General features: G+C 48.6%; 15 protein-coding genes and 1 tRNA gene. 4 read left to right on the top strand and 12 right to left on the bottom strand.

The window, feature by feature from the left end; all coding sequences use genetic code 11:
* The first annotated feature begins 49 nt into the window (after positions 1-49).
* The gene (locus tag FC34_RS08830) at positions 50-967 is read left to right on the top strand and encodes an aldo/keto reductase (RefSeq protein WP_057895066.1); all 918 of its coding nucleotides are present in this window, start codon (positions 50-52) and stop codon (positions 965-967) included.
* Between the two features lie 160 nt (positions 968-1,127).
* The gene (locus FC34_RS08835) at positions 1,128-2,312 is read left to right on the top strand and encodes an SAM-dependent methyltransferase (RefSeq protein WP_057895067.1); all 1,185 of its coding nucleotides are present in this window, start codon (positions 1,128-1,130) and stop codon (positions 2,310-2,312) included.
* A gap of 83 nt (positions 2,313-2,395) precedes the next feature.
* Here FC34_RS08835 and FC34_RS08840 read toward each other — a convergent pair whose 3' ends face one another.
* The 8 genes from FC34_RS08840 to FC34_RS08875 all read right to left on the bottom strand — a co-directional run bounded on the left by FC34_RS08840 (position 2,396) and on the right by FC34_RS08875 (position 11,141).
* Positions 2,396-2,929: a GNAT family N-acetyltransferase gene (locus FC34_RS08840; protein WP_057895068.1), complete on the bottom strand. Its 534-nt coding sequence runs from the start codon at positions 2,927-2,929 to the stop codon at positions 2,396-2,398.
* Between the two features lie 11 nt (positions 2,930-2,940).
* A complete protein-coding gene (locus tag FC34_RS08845) occupies positions 2,941-4,296 on the bottom strand; it encodes an MATE family efflux transporter (RefSeq protein ID WP_157052284.1) in 1,356 nt (451 codons plus the stop codon).
* 156 nt (positions 4,297-4,452) lie between these two features.
* Positions 4,453-5,322, bottom strand: coding sequence for a TPM domain-containing protein (locus FC34_RS09885; RefSeq protein WP_057895069.1), 870 nt, complete (start codon positions 5,320-5,322; stop codon positions 4,453-4,455).
* A gap of 26 nt (positions 5,323-5,348) precedes the next feature.
* Positions 5,349-5,933 (bottom strand): LemA family protein, encoded by a 585-nt coding sequence (locus FC34_RS08855; RefSeq protein ID WP_057895070.1) that lies wholly within the window; start codon positions 5,931-5,933, stop codon positions 5,349-5,351.
* Positions 5,934-6,012: 79 nt separating this feature from the next.
* Positions 6,013-7,026 (bottom strand): tryptophan--tRNA ligase, encoded by a 1,014-nt coding sequence (gene trpS, locus FC34_RS08860; protein WP_057895071.1) that lies wholly within the window; start codon positions 7,024-7,026, stop codon positions 6,013-6,015.
* A gap of 318 nt (positions 7,027-7,344) precedes the next feature.
* Positions 7,345-8,673, bottom strand: coding sequence for a dihydrolipoyl dehydrogenase family protein (locus FC34_RS08865; RefSeq protein WP_057895072.1), 1,329 nt, complete (start codon positions 8,671-8,673; stop codon positions 7,345-7,347).
* A 3-nt stretch (positions 8,674-8,676) separates the two neighbouring features.
* The gene (locus tag FC34_RS08870; RefSeq protein WP_057895073.1) at positions 8,677-9,615 is read right to left on the bottom strand and encodes an ABC transporter ATP-binding protein; all 939 of its coding nucleotides are present in this window, start codon (positions 9,613-9,615) and stop codon (positions 8,677-8,679) included.
* Positions 9,612-11,141 (bottom strand): ABC transporter permease/substrate-binding protein, encoded by a 1,530-nt coding sequence (locus tag FC34_RS08875; RefSeq protein ID WP_057895074.1) that lies wholly within the window; start codon positions 11,139-11,141, stop codon positions 9,612-9,614. Before FC34_RS08875 ends, FC34_RS08870 begins: the two co-directional genes overlap by 4 nt.
* 193 nt (positions 11,142-11,334) lie before the next feature.
* On the opposite strand from FC34_RS08875, the gene helD reads away from it, so the two are divergent.
* Positions 11,335-13,623, top strand: a complete 2,289-nt coding sequence (gene helD, locus FC34_RS08880) for an RNA polymerase recycling motor HelD (RefSeq protein ID WP_057895075.1) — start codon at positions 11,335-11,337, stop codon at positions 13,621-13,623.
* A gap of 64 nt (positions 13,624-13,687) precedes the next feature.
* Here helD and FC34_RS08885 read toward each other — a convergent pair whose 3' ends face one another.
* The 4 genes from FC34_RS08885 to FC34_RS08900 all read right to left on the bottom strand — a co-directional run bounded on the left by FC34_RS08885 (position 13,688) and on the right by FC34_RS08900 (position 16,187).
* Positions 13,688-14,350 carry a CPBP family intramembrane glutamic endopeptidase gene (locus FC34_RS08885; RefSeq protein WP_057895076.1) on the bottom strand — a complete coding sequence of 221 codons (663 nt, stop codon included), beginning with the start codon at positions 14,348-14,350 and terminating at the stop codon, positions 13,688-13,690.
* Positions 14,351-14,461: 111 nt separating this feature from the next.
* Positions 14,462-14,534: transfer RNA gene (locus FC34_RS08890), tRNA-Thr, on the bottom strand.
* A gap of 91 nt (positions 14,535-14,625) precedes the next feature.
* Positions 14,626-15,276 carry an HD domain-containing protein gene (locus FC34_RS08895; protein WP_057895077.1) on the bottom strand — a complete coding sequence of 217 codons (651 nt, stop codon included), beginning with the start codon at positions 15,274-15,276 and terminating at the stop codon, positions 14,626-14,628.
* Positions 15,276-16,187, bottom strand: a complete 912-nt coding sequence (locus tag FC34_RS08900) for an aldo/keto reductase (protein WP_057895078.1) — start codon at positions 16,185-16,187, stop codon at positions 15,276-15,278. Before FC34_RS08900 ends, FC34_RS08895 begins: the two co-directional genes overlap by 1 nt.
* A 129-nt stretch (positions 16,188-16,316) precedes the next feature.
* On the opposite strand from FC34_RS08900, the gene FC34_RS08905 reads away from it, so the two are divergent.
* On the top strand, positions 16,317-18,842 hold the full coding sequence (locus FC34_RS08905; protein ID WP_057895079.1) for an excinuclease ABC subunit UvrA: 2,526 nt from the start codon (positions 16,317-16,319) through the stop codon (positions 18,840-18,842).
* Positions 18,843-18,964: the final 122 nt, after the last annotated feature.

Consider the following 18,964-nt stretch of genomic DNA (forward strand, 5'->3'; position numbering starts at 1 on the left):
TTGTGCTAGACTGAAACTGTACCTACAGAATGATGAAGGAGTGGACTCGATGAAAATGCTTGATTTAGGCGGTTCAGGACTCGTAGCTTCTGAAATTGCCTTAGGTGTCATGCGCATCACGAAGTTAGACCAGGCTGGTGCCACGGATTTGCTGGAACATGCCTATGAAGCGGGCGTGAATTTCTTTGATAATGCCGATATTTATGATGGCGGCAAGGCGGAAACCCTGTTTGGGGAGGCCTTGAAGGCAGCAAGTTTCAAACGCGAAGACGTTTTGGTGCAAACCAAAGTCGGAATTGTGAACCATCGCTATGATTTCTCCAAGGCCCATATCCTTGAAGCTGTCGACGCCAGTTTAAACCGCCTGGGCTTAGATTACGTGGATAGCTTGTTGCTTCATCGGCCAGATCCTTTGATGGAACCAGATGACATCGCTGAAGCCTTCCTCGAATTGCAAAATAGTGGTAAGGTCCGGCAATTTGGTGTGTCTAATTTCAACCCTATGCAAGTAGAACTCCTTCAACAGGCAGTTCCGCAACGCTTGATTGCCAACCAATTACAACTGTCCATCATGCACACCGGGATGATTGATTTTGGCCTGCATACCAATATGACCGATGACCGGTCCATCAATCATGATGGCGGCATCCTTGAATACAGTCGCATGACTGGCATGGCCATCCAAGCATGGAGTCCCTATCAATACGGATTCTTTGACGGTGTCTTCATCGACAATCCTAAATTCCCTGAACTCAACAAGTTGCTCCACGAATTAGCCGACAAGTACAATACCAATGTCAACGCCATCGCCTCTGCCTGGATTCTGCGGATTCCTGGCGATATTCAAGTGATTGCTGGGACCACTAATGCTAAGCGCATTGCTGAAATCGCTGAGGCTGATCAAGCCCCTCTGACCGCCCAAGAATGGTATGACGTCTACTTCGCGGCCGGCAACGATTTGCCATAGAACTCTAATCAACTAATAAGCCAGTCAACAGGCCGGATTTTCGCAGTTTCGCGAACTCCCGGTCTTTTTTTTGCGATTTTTATGGGCAATCTGATTCAAGCCTACTGACTAATGGTGTTATACTTTCAAAGTACTTCATTTTAGAAAGTAGGACGGTTCAATGTTAACTAAGAAGTTTTACCAGACGTTACTCGGCCACTCGTTCAATATTCCTGTGACCGTCAATTATTGGGATGGCACCAGCGAGACGTATGGCGATGGCGACGCGCAAGCCACCATCACTTTCAAAAAAGAAATTCCCATGTCCGCTGTGACCAAAAACGCCTCTTTAGCGCTTGGCGAAGCCTATATGGCTGGTGATATCGAAATCGAAGGCCCAGGCAAGTTCCCAATCCAAACAGTCTTGAATGCGGCCTACGCCAGCGCTGAAAGCTTCATGCGCGATTCCAAATGGCGGAAGTTCATCCCAAAGCAATCACATAGTGAAAAGGCTAGTAAGCATGATATTCAAGCCCACTATGATTTAGGCAATGACTTCTACAAATTGTGGCTCGATCCAACCATGACGTATTCCTGCGCTTACTTTAATAGCTGGGATGATGATTTGGAAACGGCGCAAAAGAACAAAGTGATGCACATTTTGCGCAAGCTGAACCCACAACCAGGTCGGACTTTACTAGACATCGGTTGTGGCTGGGGCACATTGATGCTCACTGCCGCCAAGGTCTTCAAGCTGAAGGTTGTTGGGATTACTTTGAGCCAAGAACAATTCGACTATGTCAACCAGCAGATTAAGGACCAAGGCCTTGAGGACGTCGCCACAGTCATCTTGACTGACTATCGCGAACTCAAGACTGATCCATTCGACTATGTCACTTCTGTCGGCATGTTCGAACACGTTGGCCAAGAAAACTTGGGCTTATATTTCCAAGATGTGGCACGTTTCTTGAAGCCTAACGCTGTCGCTTTAATCCATGGGATTACTCGGATGCAAGGTGGCGCCAATAATGCTTGGCTCAACAAGTACATTTTCCCAGGTGGTTATGTTCCCGGCTTAGCCGAAAACATTCAACATATCGCGGATGCCCAATTACAAGTGAGCGACGTCGAATCTTTACGCCGCCACTACCAACGGACGACCGAAATTTGGGATGAAAACTTCAACGCCCATCGCGATGAAATTCAACAAATGCAAGGCGAAAGCTTCACCCGCATGTGGGACTTATACCTGCAAGCAGCTGCTGCTTCCTTTGAATCTGGTAATATTGATGTCATTCAATATCTCATGTCCAAGGGGCCTTCAGGTGCTGAATTACCTGCGACTCGCGATTACATGTACTTATAAGCTGTGGCAAAAGATTAGTTAACCGATTTGGTATTAAAAAAGGTGATGACAAAACGAAGTTTTGTCATCACCTTTTTTGTGTGTCAATCACTAACTAATTTGCTATATAACACGGCATCGCTAACGCCTTCAGGCAACACCAGCGCCTGGCGCAAGATACCCTCTTGTTGAAACCCACGACGCTGGGCCACCGCTTGGCTAGCCGTATTGGTGTTGGCCGCCACCAGCACTAATCGCGTTAATGCCAATTCACGAAAGGCAACACGTTCAACCGCTGCCAAAGCTGCAGTCACCACACCGCGGCCTCGATAAGTTTTGCCCAGCCAGTAACCAATTTCACCGGTGCGATTCTCAGCATCAAGCTGATGGATATCAATCATCCCAGCTGCTTGGCCTTCCACAAGGATAACTGCGGCCCAAAGCTGGTCCTGACTCACTTGTTCTCGCACAAAATGAAGAAACCGCGCTTCATCTTCAACTGTCTTGGTTTTCTCGACCCAAGGTAAGAACCGTCCCAATCCAGGTCGGTCAGCATCTACCAGGGTAAACAACGCAGTCGCGTCATGAATTTCTGGAAACTTTAACTGAACGTGTGCATTGACTGGAATGGTAAACATTGTGTGGCCCCCTATTCAAGTTCGTGTACCTGCTCATCTTCTTGCTGGCGGAGTTTCTTCATGGTCCGGAAATAAGCACTGACGAGCACTAAGACGGATCCAAACCATGCCAACGGATTAGCAAGTGACGCCCCAGCAAAGCCAAAGTTGGCCACAAGGACGACGCCTGCAAACGCCCGCATAAAGAGTTCAAAGAACCCAGCAATCGTGGGGACAACACTTTGCCCCAAGCCTTGGAGCAAGTTACGAATCGTAAACAGAATCGCCAGCAGCCAGTACATGCTGGCATTAAAGTGGAAATACGTTTGCGCTAACGCAGTCACAGCTGGCTCATTTGGGCCCAGGAACAAATTGACCAAGGGTTTCCCGAAGACAATAATGAGAAAGCCCAAAATTGCCGAAATCGAAACATTCAACAGTAACGTTTGATGCACCCCACGGCGAATTCGACCATATTCTTTGGCCCCCAGATTTTGGGCGGCATAGGTTGCCATAGTCACCCCAAAGGAGGAGGCAGGTAAAGTCGCTAATTGATCGATTCGGCCTGCTGCCGTGTATGCAGCCACCGCATCAGTCCCCAAGGTATTCAGCATAATTTGTAAAATCACAGAGCCAATAGCAATGATGGACATTTGAAATCCCATCGGTAAACCCACTTTGAGATGATCTTTAATGAGCTTGAAGTCGATGGCCATATCTTTACGGCGTAACACCAATAATGGAATCCGATGCTTAATGTATATCCAACATAACAACGCTGAAATAAATTCCGCACTCACCGTCGCGACGCCGGCACCAGCCACACCCATTTTGAATTCAAGGATGAACAAAAAGTCCAAGGCAATGTTAATAATCGTCGCAATAATTAAGAACAGCAGCGGCGTGCGACTATCGCCTAATGCCCGAATCATATTGCTTAATAAGTTAAAGCCCATTGAGGCGATTGTGCCGGCAAACATAATCCGTAGAAAAGCGATTGCTCCCGGCAGGATAGCTTTAGGCGTTTGCATAAATATCAGTAGCGGTTCAGTCAGGGTCACCGAGACGGCCGTCAAAACGACCGCAATGGCTAAACTAATCCAGATGCTGGTCGCAAAACTGCGGCGAACCGCACGTCCATCCCCCGCTCCGTACGCTTGCGCGGTCAGGATGGATAACCCAGCCGTGGTGCCCTGAGCAAAACCAATCACAAGAAAGGTCAGACTACCTGTCGCACCAACCGCTGCCAGTGCCGTTTCCCCAATTATTCGGCCGACAATCAAAGCATCCATGAAACTGTACAATTGCTGGAAGATATTCCCAATCAACAGCGGAATCGTAAACATGATCACCAATTTGATGGGGTTCCCTTTTGTTAAGGTATGCACGTGTTCGCCTCCCTATTTCATCATCTTTAAGCATTTTACCGCAGTTAATCCTGGGTAAATAGGGGTAAGCTCAAAATATCCAACAATCATGATATTATCTCAATGCCAAAAAAAAGAGCCCCCCACTCATGTGAGGGCTCTGGAAACGAGATTCAATTAAATATCGGCGCCACCGCCGCCGCTGGAACCACCGCCCCAGTTGCCGCCATCGCCACCGCCGAAACCACCGCCACCACCAAAGCCACTTCCGCCGCCGCCCCAAGGGCCGCGCCGATTACCGGATGATAGTAATGATCCTAACAAGAACCACAGCCATGAATTGCCACCGCCACCGCGGCCGCCTCGGCCACGGCCTGAACCGCCAAAGAGAAGCAGTAACACGACAACCACGGCAATTACAATGCCTAAACCGCGGGCCAACAGGTTACCGCCAGAATTGTTACGCTGTTTCGTCTTAAGTTGATCCAATTCATCGTCAGAGACTGTGTTAGCGTCTTTAGCGAAATGGTATTTCTGATCAATGACCGTCGCCACCGTGTTGAAAACCTGGCGAATCCCTTTATCATTGTCAGCCTGATTTTTAGACTTCAAATCACTTTTTGACGCCACTAAGATTTTGTTGGCCAAGAGGTCCGGCAAATCCGGCTCGAGGCCGTACCCGACTTCAATTCGGACATTATGGGCGCCGTCGTTGTCAGCAAAGACAATCAAAACCCCATTATCTTCACCTTTTTGACTAATCCCCCATTTTTGAAATAAATCTGGGGCATAACTACTGATTGCATCGCCGTCAGTCGATTTCACCACGGCAACGGCGATCTTGGGCTTTTGCTTCGACTCAGAATAGGTCCGGTTCTTGTCGGTAATAATCGTCTTAGTTTCTTGAGATAAAATACCAAGCTGATCAACATAACTCACATTGCCGGGGCGGTCAGGCAGCGTCTCGGCATGCACTGTTTGACTCGCAAAGAAGAAACTCAGCAATGGTAATAATAAGATTGCCCACAGAGCATGGCGTTTACGCATGCGCTCACCTACCTTCTGCTTTGACATTAGTCAGTCAGGTTCACTTGCGGTGCCTTGTCAGCGCCGGGGTTCGCCTTAAAGGTAGCTTTTTGGCCTAAGCCCATCATGCCGGCGAAAAGATTCTTTGGGAACGAAACGACACTCTGATTATAGTCACGGACTTCATCGATATACCGTTTACGTTCGACAGAGATACGGTTCTCGCTACCTTCTAATTGCGCCATCAAGGACTCAACTTGGTTGTTACTCTTCAAATCGGGATAATTCTCGTTAATGACATTGATTAATGTGCCGACGGATTGACCCAAAGCTGCATCAGCGTTGGCCTTATCGGTTGTTGACTTCGCAGCAGAATAGTTTTCCCGGGCCTTGGAAATATCACCAAAAACCTTCTGTTCCTGCTTCATAGAACCCTTAACGGAATTAACCAGATTAGGAATGAGATCGGCACGGCGTTGCATCACGTTCTCAACTTGACTCCATTGTGCCTCGACAGTTTGGTTTTGGCGGGCCAGTGAGTTATATGTTGAAATACCGAAAATTCCTAACACAACAACAATCACGCCAATAACAATCCCAGTGATTGCTAAGGGGCTTAATTTCTTATTCATGAGTTTGCTCCTCCATCTTTGTCTGATGGTTTAATTGTAGCATGCCGGCCCACGCAAACATCAGTCTTAAGACGCAGCCCTAGAAATAATTTACGCCAATGGCATCGCGGACTTCTTGAAGCGTTTGGTTGGCAACAATGTTGGCTTTCTCACTGCCAGTCTTCAAAATATTGATCACGCCACCCATGTCTTTGGCATATTCTGCTCGCCGTTCACGAATCGGCGCCAGAACGCTATCCATGACTTCCATCAAATAGCGTTTGAGCTTCACATCCCCAAGACCACCGGCTTGATATTGGGCTTTGAGGTCAGCAATCTTCTGCTTGTCATCGCCAAAAACATCGAGATAGGTGAAGACCACGTTGCCTTCGACCTGGCCTGGATCTTCGACATGAATATGGTTGGGATCGGTATACATCGCCATGATTTTCTTTTGCACAGTGTCTGCGTCATCGGCTAAGTAAATCCCGTTGCCCAATGACTTGCTCATCTTGGCATTGCCATCAATCCCCGGTAAACGGCCAGAACCCTTTGGTGGGAAGTAGCCCGTCGGTTCAACTAACACATCACGATTGTAAGTGTGATTAAAAGTCCGCACAATTTCCCGGGTCTGTTCGAGCATGGGTTCTTGATCATCCCCCACTGGCACGGTATCAGCTTTAAAAGCGGTGATATCAGCCGCTTGGCTCACTGGATAGGTAAAGAAGCCAGCTGGCACACTCTGGCCAAAGGCTTTCTGTTTAATTTCGGCCTTCACGGTTGGGTTGCGTTCAAGTCGAGCCACGGTAACCAAATCCAAGTAATACATCGTTAATTCATTCAAGGCCGGAATTTGTGATTGAACGAGAATCGTTGACTTGGCGGGGTCAATCCCAACAGCCAAATAATCCAATGCCACTTCCAGCAGTGAATTCTTGATTTTCTCGGGATCGCGGGCATTATCAGTCAATGCCTGCATATCGGCAATCATGATATAGGGCGTATAGTCCCCAGAATTTTGTAACATCACGCGGTTGCGTAGTGAACCAATGTAGTGGCCAATATGCAGCCGGCCGGTTGGTCGGTCACCAGTTAGAATTACTTTTTTTGCCATGTGTTTTCCTCCTCAAACTAAAAAAAGTCGCCCTATGTTATTCACATAGGACGGCTGTGCGCGGTACCACCTAGTTTATCTGCCTAAAGGCAAATCACTCTATGGCTTAAGGCGCACCCACCGATTTCCCCCATGTAAGCCAATTCGCAATCATCACACGGCTAACGTTCCAGTCCAGTTAGCTTCCTGAACGTGTTAATGACGCTACTCATTACATGCATAGGTTTCAATCAAAATCATAACCAAGCCACCCGCTAAAGTCAATTCACGTCTCAACACAACAAGCCACTCGCAAAGCACCGCGAGTGGCTTGTTTGTCTAATAGAAATAACCCAAATCACTGGCTGGGCTTGGATAGGCGAGAATCTGGCGTTGCAAATCATCACGCGTGAGATGTTGATTAATAATCATGGTGAAATAATTCAACAATTCGTCCGCAATTGTTGATAACACGACGGCTCCCACCAGTTGATCAGACTGCTTATCGACAATCGTCGTCACTTGGGCCAGAGGATCCTTAATCCGATTGTAGGTGTACCAGTGTGTGGTGTTCTGACTGGTGACCGTATATTGGTCTGGATTGGCTTGGGCTTCTTTCAAGGAAACCCCGACTTGTCCCAACATGGCGGAACTATAGACGACTGATGGAATCTTCGGATACACAATCGGATCAGCGACGCCCAATAAATGCAAGGCAACATAACGTCCTTCAAAACTTGAAACCGGCGTCAATTTAGGTTGATCTTTATCGATGACATCCCCGATGGCATACACGCCAGGAATACTGGTTTGAAGGTGGTTGTCCACCACAATCCCCTTTTTCGTGAGGGCCATGCCAATGTCTTCAAGGCCTAAGCCATCGATGGCAGGTTTGCGGCCCATCGCAGAAAAAGCTCGGTGGACTCGCAAGTCGAGACCATTGCCGGTGAGGCGCACCCCTTCGGCCGTAGGATGCACGGCTTCAATCTCAACATTATCATGGAAGATGATCCGCTTTTGCTTCATCAACTGGCGCAATTGCTTCGTCGCACTTTCAGGAAAGGCCCGCAAAATCTGATCTGAGTGATTGACAATATGCACTTCTGCACCCGCCGTGGCTGCGATATTAGCTAACTCTAACGCCACATAGCCCCCACCAATGAAAGCCATCGTGCGGGGTAATTGATCCAAGTCCAAAAAGTCGGTACTGGTCCCCAGGTTTTCGGCGCCAGGGATACTTGGAATCACCGGTTGCTGGCCAGTCGCAATAATAATATTAGTTGCCGTAAAAATTTCGTCATCTACCTGAACTGTTTGCCCATCAAGCAGTTGCGCTTGGCCATCAATGGTCGTAATCCCAGCCTGGTTGAGTCCGCCCTTGGTGCCAGCAGGCACCGTCTCGGTATAGCTGCGTTTGAATGCCATCAAGCGTGGCCAGTTAACATCAGGAATGCCATTCAACCCGTTGCCAGTCATGCGGGCACTCCAGTCTTTGGCTTCCACAGCAGAATACAACATTTTCTTAGGGTCGCAGCCAAAGTTAGGACAAGTTCCCCCCCAGAGGTTGCGTTCAATGATTAGGACCCGTTGCTCTTCTGCCAAAGGATAGGCTGCGGCTAAGCCACCAGGACCGCCACCAATAATAATTGTGTCATACTCATTCATCATCGCTTACTCCTTTACTTCAGACTTTTGGGCAAGGAAGTCCACAACGCTTTGGGCGGTCACGACGAACGCATCCGTCCCCGCTTGGACTGTCACCGCTTGATTGACCTTCAACAATTGAATCACCTGTTCGACCACCGCAATGGCCTGAATTGACGCAGTGGCTTGCACTTGCGTTTTGGCAAATGGTGCTAACTCTGCTGCAGGCGCTTGCAGCGGAGAGGTGCCGATGTCGGCAAATAATTCGGCGACAAAGGGGTTGTCTGGGCGGTCAGCGACAACATCTGGAGTGCCAACTTGTTGTAAATGCCCAGTTTTCATCACGGCAATCCGGTCACCTAATTTCAATGCTTCCCGCATGTCGTGCGTGACAAAGATAATGGTGGTCTTCATATCTTGATGCAGTCGTAGCACCAGGTCTTGAAGCTGCGTCCGAGCAATTGGATCTAAGGCCGAAAATGGTTCATCCATCAAGACCACGTCAGGCTGTGACGCTAAGGCACGGAGAATCCCGACGCGCTGCTGCTCCCCACCGGAAAGCTCGGCCGGTAGACGCTGACCATAATCGGCATGCGGTAAATCGACCCGATCGAGCATATCGTTGACCGTCTGAGTAATCTTGGCCTTGGGCCAATGCTTCAACTCCGGAATGAGGGCAATGTTCTGAGCGACCGTCATCGTTGGAAATAAGGCAATTTGTTGCAAAACATAGCCAATATTGAAACGCAATTCCCGGATGGGATAATCGCTAGCAGGTTTACCGTCAAACAGCACTTCCCCACTGGTAGGCGTAATCAGGCGATTAATCATTTTGAGGGTTGTGGTCTTACCACTACCAGAGGCCCCGACGAGAACAAATAATTCACCAGTTTCAATGGTTAAGTTGAGGTCATCAACGACAGCCCCATCTTCATATTCTTTGGTTAAATGGCGTAATTCAATCATGATCGCGCCTCCTTCAATAACCCATGTTTAGTCAAATAAGCTCTGGCGACACTAGCGGGTGCCTTCTTTTGGACATTCACTTCATAATTCATTTCTTGCATATCCGTTTCGCTGATTTTACCGGCCAACCGGTTTAATTGCTTCACAATTGCCGGATGTTCATCGGCAAACTCCGTCTTCATCAACGGCGCCCCCTGATAGGTGGGAAACAGGTGCTGGTCGTCTTTTAAAGCGACCAGATTATACTGACGAATTTGAGAATCAGTTGAATAACCATCGGTGATATTAATCGTGCCTTGATGTAGGGCGGTATAACGCAGCGAAGCATCCAAAGACTTAACCGCAAAGCTCAGCCCATAAGTCGATTGCAACCCTTTGTAACCGTCTTGGCGATCAATAAATTCCAAATCAAACCCAGCCTTGAGTTTGTTGGCCACCTTCGCCAAATCAGAAATCGTTGTGATGTGATTGGCTTGGGCAAATTTCTTGGTCACGACCACGGCATACGTATTGTTGTAAGCCATAGGTGGCGTCATCGTCAGGCCTTGACTCGCTAACAACCGTTTGGCTACTGGATAACTATTGGTTTGCGCGGCCTTCTTGTCGGCAGCTGTCGGTTTCGTTAAGGATTCCAGCACCGTACCGGTGAATTCCGGGTAAAGATCAATCTGATTAGATTTCAAGGCATTAAACAAAAAGCTTGTTTGGCCGAAATTTGGTTTCAACACCACTTCAGCTTTCGGATTATCAGCCTTAATCAATTGGGCATACATGTTAATCAAGATATCTGGTTCTGAGCCCAATTTCCCGGCAATCGTGACTGTCATTGGTGGTTTGACCACGGCTTGATAGCCGTACACCCCTAGGACACCGAGCAGTAACACACCTAAGGTCACAAGGGTCGTTTTGAGTTTCACCCGCTGGAGCCATAACAGCCCCCAAGAGAAAATCATGGCCAACAGGGCAGCAGCAATTGCACCTAATAAAGTCAGGGCAGGATCATTACGATCAATCCCCAACAAGATCAACGTTCCTAACCCACCAGCGCCGATCAACGCGGCGAGTGTAGCAGTCCCAATAATCAGGACCATCGCCGTGCGCACACCAGAGATAATGACAGGCATGGCAATCGGTAATTCGACCCGCAACAATTTTTGCAGTCGAGACATCCCAAACGCGTTGGCGGCCTCCTCATATGAAGGGTCGATTTCGCTCAGGCCGACATAAGTATTTTGAAAAATAGGTAAAAGGGCGTAAATAACCAGTGCGATAATGGCTGGAGCATTCCCAATCCCGACAAACGGGATCAGCAAGCCCAACAAAGCTAACGACGGAATCGTTTGAAAGATGCCCGTCAGCTGTAATAAAAAGTTCGCAAATCGATGGTGACTTGTCGCCCAAATCGCTAACGGAATTGCAATAATGAGGGCGATCAGGAGAGACAACAATGACAGTTGAATATGCTGACCCATTGCCGCCCATAGTTGATCATGCCTGGCGTTAAAAGCCGAAATTAACTCTGACATTGGTGGCTCCTTTCCAAAAACGGCAATATGTAACTTATAGTCTACGCTTCCTATAAAAATAGTGTAAAGCAATCCAGTTCAAGGACAGCATTTTTTTGCCAATTGGCCTAGGACGCAATACCTTTACTTTTTGGTCTAAAAAGCCTAGACTATTGTGAACATTTTCCAGTTGCCCACAGAAAGTAGGTGCACAATGCAAGCAGATTCAAAACAAGCGGAACAAGCCCGCATTACCGACGTGGTTCATAAAGTGAACGCACGCCTCGATGATATTGATACCCAAATCGATGCCGCCCACAAAGAAACTGGCCGCATTGAACAGGCCTATGGCGAAAGTACCCGGGTCAACGTGTTTGAAGTCGATGACCGGATGGAAACCAATGCTGCCGTCCAACAACAAAAACAAATGGTGGCGCGTGCGGTTGAAAATGAAACCATCCTTAAACATGAAGAAAGCCAACTCAAATTATTACGGCATCAACCCTATTTTGGCCGGATTGATATTGACGAAGCTGGCGACAAAGACACGCTTTATATCGGCACCGCTACCTTTATGAACGATGGCGACTTCCTCGTCTACGACTGGCGCGCCCCGATTGCCTCCATCTATTATAATGGGACGCTCGGTCCTGTTCATTATGAGTCACCGATGGGCGACCAAGAAGCCACGCTACTCAAGAAACGCCAGTTCCAAATTGAAAACGGTGTGCTGAAATCAATGTTTGATACCAACGAAACTGTTGGCGATGAGATTCTCCAATCCGTGCTTGGTGACCAAAGCGATACCTATATGCAAAATATCGTGGCCACCATTCAACAAGAACAAAACGATATCATTCGTGACACCAGTGCTGACCTCCTCGTGGTTCAGGGGGTCGCTGGCTCTGGTAAGACCAGTGCGGTCCTCCAGCGGGTCGCTTACCTCTTGTATCATAGTCGCAGCGATCTGGATGCCGACCAAATGGTGCTATTCTCCCCGAATCGATTGTTTGCCAATTACATCTCAGAAGTCTTACCTAGCCTGGGCGAAAAGAACATGCGCCAAGCAACATTGTTTGAATTCTTCACCAAACGCTTCTCCGGCCTGCATGTTGAAACGCTCTTTGAACGCTTTGAAAGTGATCAACACAGTCTGCCCGAAAGCACGAAGGTCATGCGTCGATTCAAAGAAGATGCGCATTTTCTCGACCTGATTGATGCTTACTTGAAGACACCAGACCAAATTCCTTTCTTTGTTGATATTGATTTAAATGGCGAGGTTTTCTTCAGTGCTGAAACCATTGCCAAGATTTACCAAAAGCAACCAGCTTTGATGCTCGCGCGAGACAAATTCCTCGCGACCAAGAACACACTCATCAAACGCCTCAATCAACGGATTAGTTTGGAGACCCGCCAAGACTGGGTTCAAGACGCGATGACTATTTTATCTAATGACGAAATTCGTGAAATCGTTGGCGACCGGCATTTTGAAACTGGGGATGACGAACAAACCTTTATTGCCAAGGCTGTCGTAGCCAAGGCTTTTGCCCCAGTCTACGATGCCTTATACAACGACTACTTCTTGGATAGTTATCAAGAATATGCGCGCTTCTTGAGTACCGTTAACGTCCCGGAAATTGACGATGCGGTATGGGCCACCATGGCCGAAAGTGTCGCTCAAGCCATTGAGCAACATCACTTGCGCCTCGAAGACGCCGCCCCAATTCTTTATCTGCGCGATCAACTCAGCGGCAGTGGCCAAAACAGCTTGATCCAATATGTTTTTGTCGACGAGATGCAAGATTACAGCATGGTCCAGCTCCGGTATTTACGCCACGCATTCCCCAAAGCTAAGTTGACCTTGCTGGGGGATGCCAAGCAAGACGTCTTTACAGCTGATTATCAGCCCAGTGATTTCATCCACGAAATCAGTGATGTCTTCGCTGCACAGCGGGTCAGACTGATTGAATTGAATAAAAGTTACCGTTCCACTGCGCCAATTACCAACTTTGGCAAAGCGCTCTTACCCAATCACGACCACATTCAAGCCTTTAATCGCGATGGCGATAAACCAGTGATTGCGACGTGGGATAAACACAATTATTTAGGCCATTTAGCACAGTTGGTCCAAACACAACTGCAAACCAATCCCACGGTGGCGATTCTAACTAAAGATCAGCCGAGCGCAGACGCATTGTATGCTAGCTTGCACATCGATGCGCCCACAACCTTGCTGACTGCTAACGATCACAGTCTCAAAACCGGTTGTCTAATCCTGCCAGTTTACTTGGCGAAAGGACTAGAGTTTGATGCTGTCATTGGCTTTGATATTTCGGCTGACACTTATGCCCAATCAGGTGACCGCGATATTCTCTACACCTTGTGTTCCCGCGCTCTGCATCAATTGACTCTCATTGGTTTTGATGAACTCAGTCCTTTCTTAACAGACTTGCCAACTGAGTTGTATCAAACCACGGCCGATACCGTTAATAATCTCGCCTAATGCAAGCAAAAAAGGCCGCTGTCACATCACCCAGATGGGTGATGTGACAGCGGCCTTTTTGAGGTCAAATAAAAAGCGCAAAGAAATTATTTAAGAAATGTAAGCCGATACTATAGCGAATATCGCCGGTACGCTCAAAGGTATAGGCAAAAACCAAACCCATCCCAGCATAAATCAAGAAATTCAATGGTTCAGTTGGGGCGTGCACCAATCCGAACACAATCGCACTGACAGCCACCCGAACAATCCGCCAAGTGCGGCTCGTATCAGGGAAACTATTCATCAATAATGCCCGGAAAATAAATTCTTCCACTGGGGGTGCCCCCACGACCGCAATCAGGGCCAGCGCAACTGGAAATTGTTTTGACAATTCCAATAGGGCTTTCTGATTCGTCGCTTCTTGGGTAATTCCTGTTGAAGTCATGAGCCCGCCGATAAACTGGATAGCAATCAAGGCCACAATCATCAGTAAGAACAGCCGGACGCGATTGGTGGTCAAATTGGTTGGGGATAGCTCACCATCATGGCGCCGCCAATTAGCAGCAATGGAATAGAGCAAATAAATGAGCCCACCAAAGACGATAATAAACACAATCGCCGTTGGTACGGTCGTATCAGTATTCTTGGCCGCAACCATCCCTGGTAGAAAGACCAACGTTTGGGCAAATAGTGAATACACGCCAAACATCAACAGGGTCACAATTAAACGTACAATAGACTTTTTCATAGGGTCACCTCGTCGTCATTATAGCAAACTCAGTCCGTGTTCAGGGTGCTGGTGCCTGCGGAAAAAAGGTAAACAAAAACCCGTCAGCAATCACTGACGGGTTCATTAGGCAGCCGTCTATCGGGCTTGAACCGACGACCTCATCCTTACCATGGATGCGCTCTACCGACTGAGCTAAGACGGCATGTTGTCGCTAAACAACTGCCTAATTAATATACAATATTTTCAAATGGCTGACAACCATTTTTGCGAAAAAAACCAGTCAGCGCGTGTTTTTACCGTTTACCTTGCCATTCTGCCTTGAATTCATCCAAGAACGTCAGCATTACTTGTTGGCGATGCTGTGCAAGTTGTTTAGCAGCCGGCGTATTCATCTGCTCTGCTAGCAGTAGCAATTTCTCGTAGAAGTGATTGATGACGGTACTCTCGGCATTGCGGTAGGCATCACCTGAAAGTTCAGTGCGTGGGGCAATCGTTGGATCATACATCACGCCATCATGCGCCCCACCATAGAAGAACGTTCGGCCAATCCCGATGGCCCCAATTGCGTCCAGTCGATCGGCATCTTGAACCAGCTGACCTTCCAAGGATAAGGACTCATGATAGTCCAAGTTGTGTCGGTACGACATGCGATCGATAATCGCCACAATTTGATCCTGCTCCTGGATTGTCACACCCATCTTCGTCATCGCGGCGATGGTATTGGCTTTGGCAGCTACGGGATCTTCGAACAACTTATCATCGTAGGTATCATGAAGCCACGCGGCGGCTTCGACAATGAATCGATTAGCGGCCGGGGTCAACTCCGCCAGCCTTGATGCCAGCGCCGCGACCCGTTTGATGTGGTCAAAACCGTGGCCGGAGTGATCCGTTGCTAAGACTTGGCGCGCATACTCTTGAATGGCTTTAAGTCGCTGATTAGCCATTAGTCCGCATAGTCAGCTGGTGAGTCATCCCAGTGCTCAACTTGATCGTGATAGGCATTCGCATCCCCATGCCAATCAAAGTCGTCTAGCCAGAGGCTGCGCTTTTCTTGGTTCAAGCCTTGGATGAGTTGCATTTCTTCTTTGGTCAATTTGAAGTCAAAGATATCAATGTTTTCCGCCATCCGATTCTCGTGGACAGTCTTAGGAATGGTGATGATGTCACTTTGCAGGTCAAAGCGCAGGATGACTTGAGCCACAGACTTACCATGCTTTTGGGCAATTTCTTGAATGACTGGGTTGTTCAAACTTTCCCCGCCACCAAGTGGTGACCAGGCTTCGATGGCAATATTATTCTCAGCGGCGACTTCGCGAATCGCGGCATCTTGGACAATCGGATTAAATTCAATTTGATCCAATGCTGGCACAATTTCGCCAGCATCAAGCACTTCTTGTAAATGGCCTTCGTCAAAGTTTGAGACCCCAATTGCTCGTACCCGGCCGGCCTTGTATAAGGTTTCTAGTGCCCGCCATGTGTCCAAATACTTGCCATCCACTGGCCAGTGAATCAGATACAAGTCAACATATTCTAAGCCTAAGCGCTTCAACGTCCCTTCAAAGTTCTGTAAGGTGGAATCAAACCCTTGATCACCGTTGAAAACTTTGGTGGTAACGAACAGGTCTTCCCGCTTCTTGCCAGTCGCTTCAAGACCGGCCGCAATCCCCTGGCCAACACCAGTTTCATTACCATATTGCTTGGCGGTATCAATCAAGGTGTAGCCGTGTTTAATAGCAGTTTCCACGCTATCGGCAGCGGTCTTGTTATCAGTCTTCCACACCCCTAAACCAATCCGCGGAATCTTAACGCCATTGTTGAGCGTGTAGGTGCTATCTAGTGAGTAGTTATCAAACATTCATTGTCATCCTTTCCTGTTCCCCATCCATTCTAATTGATTCTGGCCCAAATGAGTAGGGTCAGCCATTTCTTCACGAAAAATGAACCTGCGTTATACTGAAAGAAAGTCTTGAAAGGAAGTCATCTCATGTCCGATTATGCCCACCAACCGACTCAAATTGAAGTGCGTGGGGCCCACGTGAACAATCTCAAGAACCTGAATGTCGATATTCCGCTGAATCGACTCGTTGCCGTTACCGGCCGCAGTGGTTCTGGTAAATCATCACTTGCCATGGGCGTCTTGTATGCCGAAGGAATGCGTCGATATGTCAGTGCGCTTTCAACCTATACCCGCCGGCGCTTGACCCAAGCTGGCCATGCGGCCGTCGACAGTGTCAATCATGTTCCTAGTGCAATCGCCCTGCGCCAGCGTCCCAGTGTGCCTGGCGTCCGCTCGACTGTCGGCACGACGACTGAAGCTCTCAACGTCTTGCGCTTAGCTTTCTCACGCTTAGGATCGCCTCGTTGCCCTAATGGCCATCAAATTCCGCCAACCTTGGCCATTGCCCAAGCGATGGATCGTGTTGATGATGCCATGGGCGAATTAATCTGCCCTGTCTGCGGCGTGCATTTCCAGGCTTTTAGTGCTGAAGACTTTGCGTTTAACTCTGCTGGCGCTTGTCCTACTTGTGGCGGGACTGGTGAAGCGCGGCAACTCGATGCCAGTCGCCTCATCCCGGATAAAAGCTTGACCATCCGCGACGGGGCTGTTGCGTCATGGCGTCTGCCAGGCCGTAATTTCATGCAGTTTGTTGCCCAACAAATTGGCATCGACATCGACACCCCATTTGAGGATTTGCCTGCTGACCAACAAGAGATGGTCCTCCACGGGCCGCGCAAGAAATACGCCATCAACATTCCTTCCAAAACCGGCAAAATTTTCCACATGGATAACGCCCAATTTGAGAACGCGTATGCGGCCGTTGAAGATAGTTTAGCCACCACCACCAATGAACGCGCCATTAAACGGCTGAATCGCTTTTACATATTTGGTACCTGCCCAACCTGTCACGGTAGTCGCTTTAACCCCAAGCTGTTCACCCAGCTAGTTGTTGACAAGGATATTGCCCAGGTGAGTGCCTTGACGCTCGAAGAATTGAACGCCTTCATTCCTACAATCGAAGCATGGTTACCTGAAAATATGCAATCCCTCGCGCATGATATTCTCCGCGAACTCCGTGAGTTACTGCGGCCATTATTGGAATTGGGCCTCGGCTATCTCACCTTAGATCGGGCTGGCGGAACCCTCTCAACTGGTGAACTGCAGCGCATTCAGTTAAGTAAGACGCTCCGCACCCAAACAACAGGTGTGCTTTATGTCCTAGACGAACCTTCGATTGGGTTGCATGCTGCAAACGTTGACGGCTTAATTCACGTCATGCAAGCACTTGTTTCGCAAGGTAACTCAGTAGTGGTCGTTGATCACGACCCCACTATCATCGCCGCGGCCGATGATGTCATCGAAATTGGCCCCGAAGCCGGCAACGGTGGTGGCCATTTATTAGACGAAGGCACCCCTGAATTCATCAGCCACCAACCCCAGTCGCTAATTGCACCCTACCTCACTGGTCAAGCCGATTTGATCGTGCGGCCGCAAACCCCAGCAGCCTCAATGTTTGCCGAGGGACATTTTGGCGTCACCATTACCAATCGCTACAATCTGCATGACTTCGTTTTGGACCTGCCGCGCAAGCGATTCAGTGTCATCAGTGGGTTCTCTGGGGCCGGCAAGTCAACGGCCATTTTTGACGCGCTGATTCCAGCCATGACAGCGACCAAAGCCAATCCAGCCCCTGACTTTGTCACAGATATTCACCGTAGCCATATTCGCCATGTTGTGGCCATTGATGCCACCCCAATTGGCAAAAACATTCGATCAACCATTGCCACATACACACCGGTATTAGACCAACTTCGTAAGTTTTACGCCGCCTTGCCGGCCGCAAAAGCCGCTGGATTCACAGCCAGCAATTTCTCCTATAATGTCGCTGCTGGTGCTTGCCCAACGTGTGGCGGGACCGGTGAAATCAGTCTAGACATTCAATATCTCCCGGATATGCAACAACTGTGCCCAACTTGCCATGGACGTCGATATAACCCCGAAACCCTGGCGATTAAGTGGCACGATTACTCAATCGCCGATATTCTCGACATGGACATTACGACTGCTCAAACCGCACTAGCGGAAATCCCCGGTATTGCCACGACGCTCAACACCTTGAGCGATATGGGGCTGGAATACTTACACTTAGGCGAAAGTACGCTCAGTTTATCTGGTGGTGAAGCCCAACGGTTGCGGTTAGTTGCCCACATGGGTAAGCCTCAGGCCAATACCCTCTTCGTCTTTGATGAACCATCCGTTGGCTTACACCCGCTTGATATCAATGTTTTGTTACACGTTTTTCAGCAATTGATTGATCAAGGCGGCACAGTGATTGCCATCGAACATGACCTCGCAATGATTGCTAACGCTGATTACATTGTTGACCTCGGGCCCGGCGGTGGGCGCGACGGTGGCCATTTGGTGGCCTCTGGCACGCCGACTGAAGTGGCAGCGGCAAGCGGCCCCACAGCCCAATTCCTCGCTGCGGAATTCAAACATTATCGGCACTAAAACGTTCGCCAACCTTATTAAAAAGACTGTGACGCGCCTCTGTCACAGTCTTTTTTGTGTCCAATAGTGAATTGTTTAATGGGGTTTAGTCGATTTTTACCTTAAGTTGCAGGATAATACGC

It is taken from the genome of Lacticaseibacillus brantae DSM 23927, assembly GCF_001436115.1.
GTDB classification, from domain to species: domain Bacteria; phylum Bacillota; class Bacilli; order Lactobacillales; family Lactobacillaceae; genus Lacticaseibacillus; species Lacticaseibacillus brantae.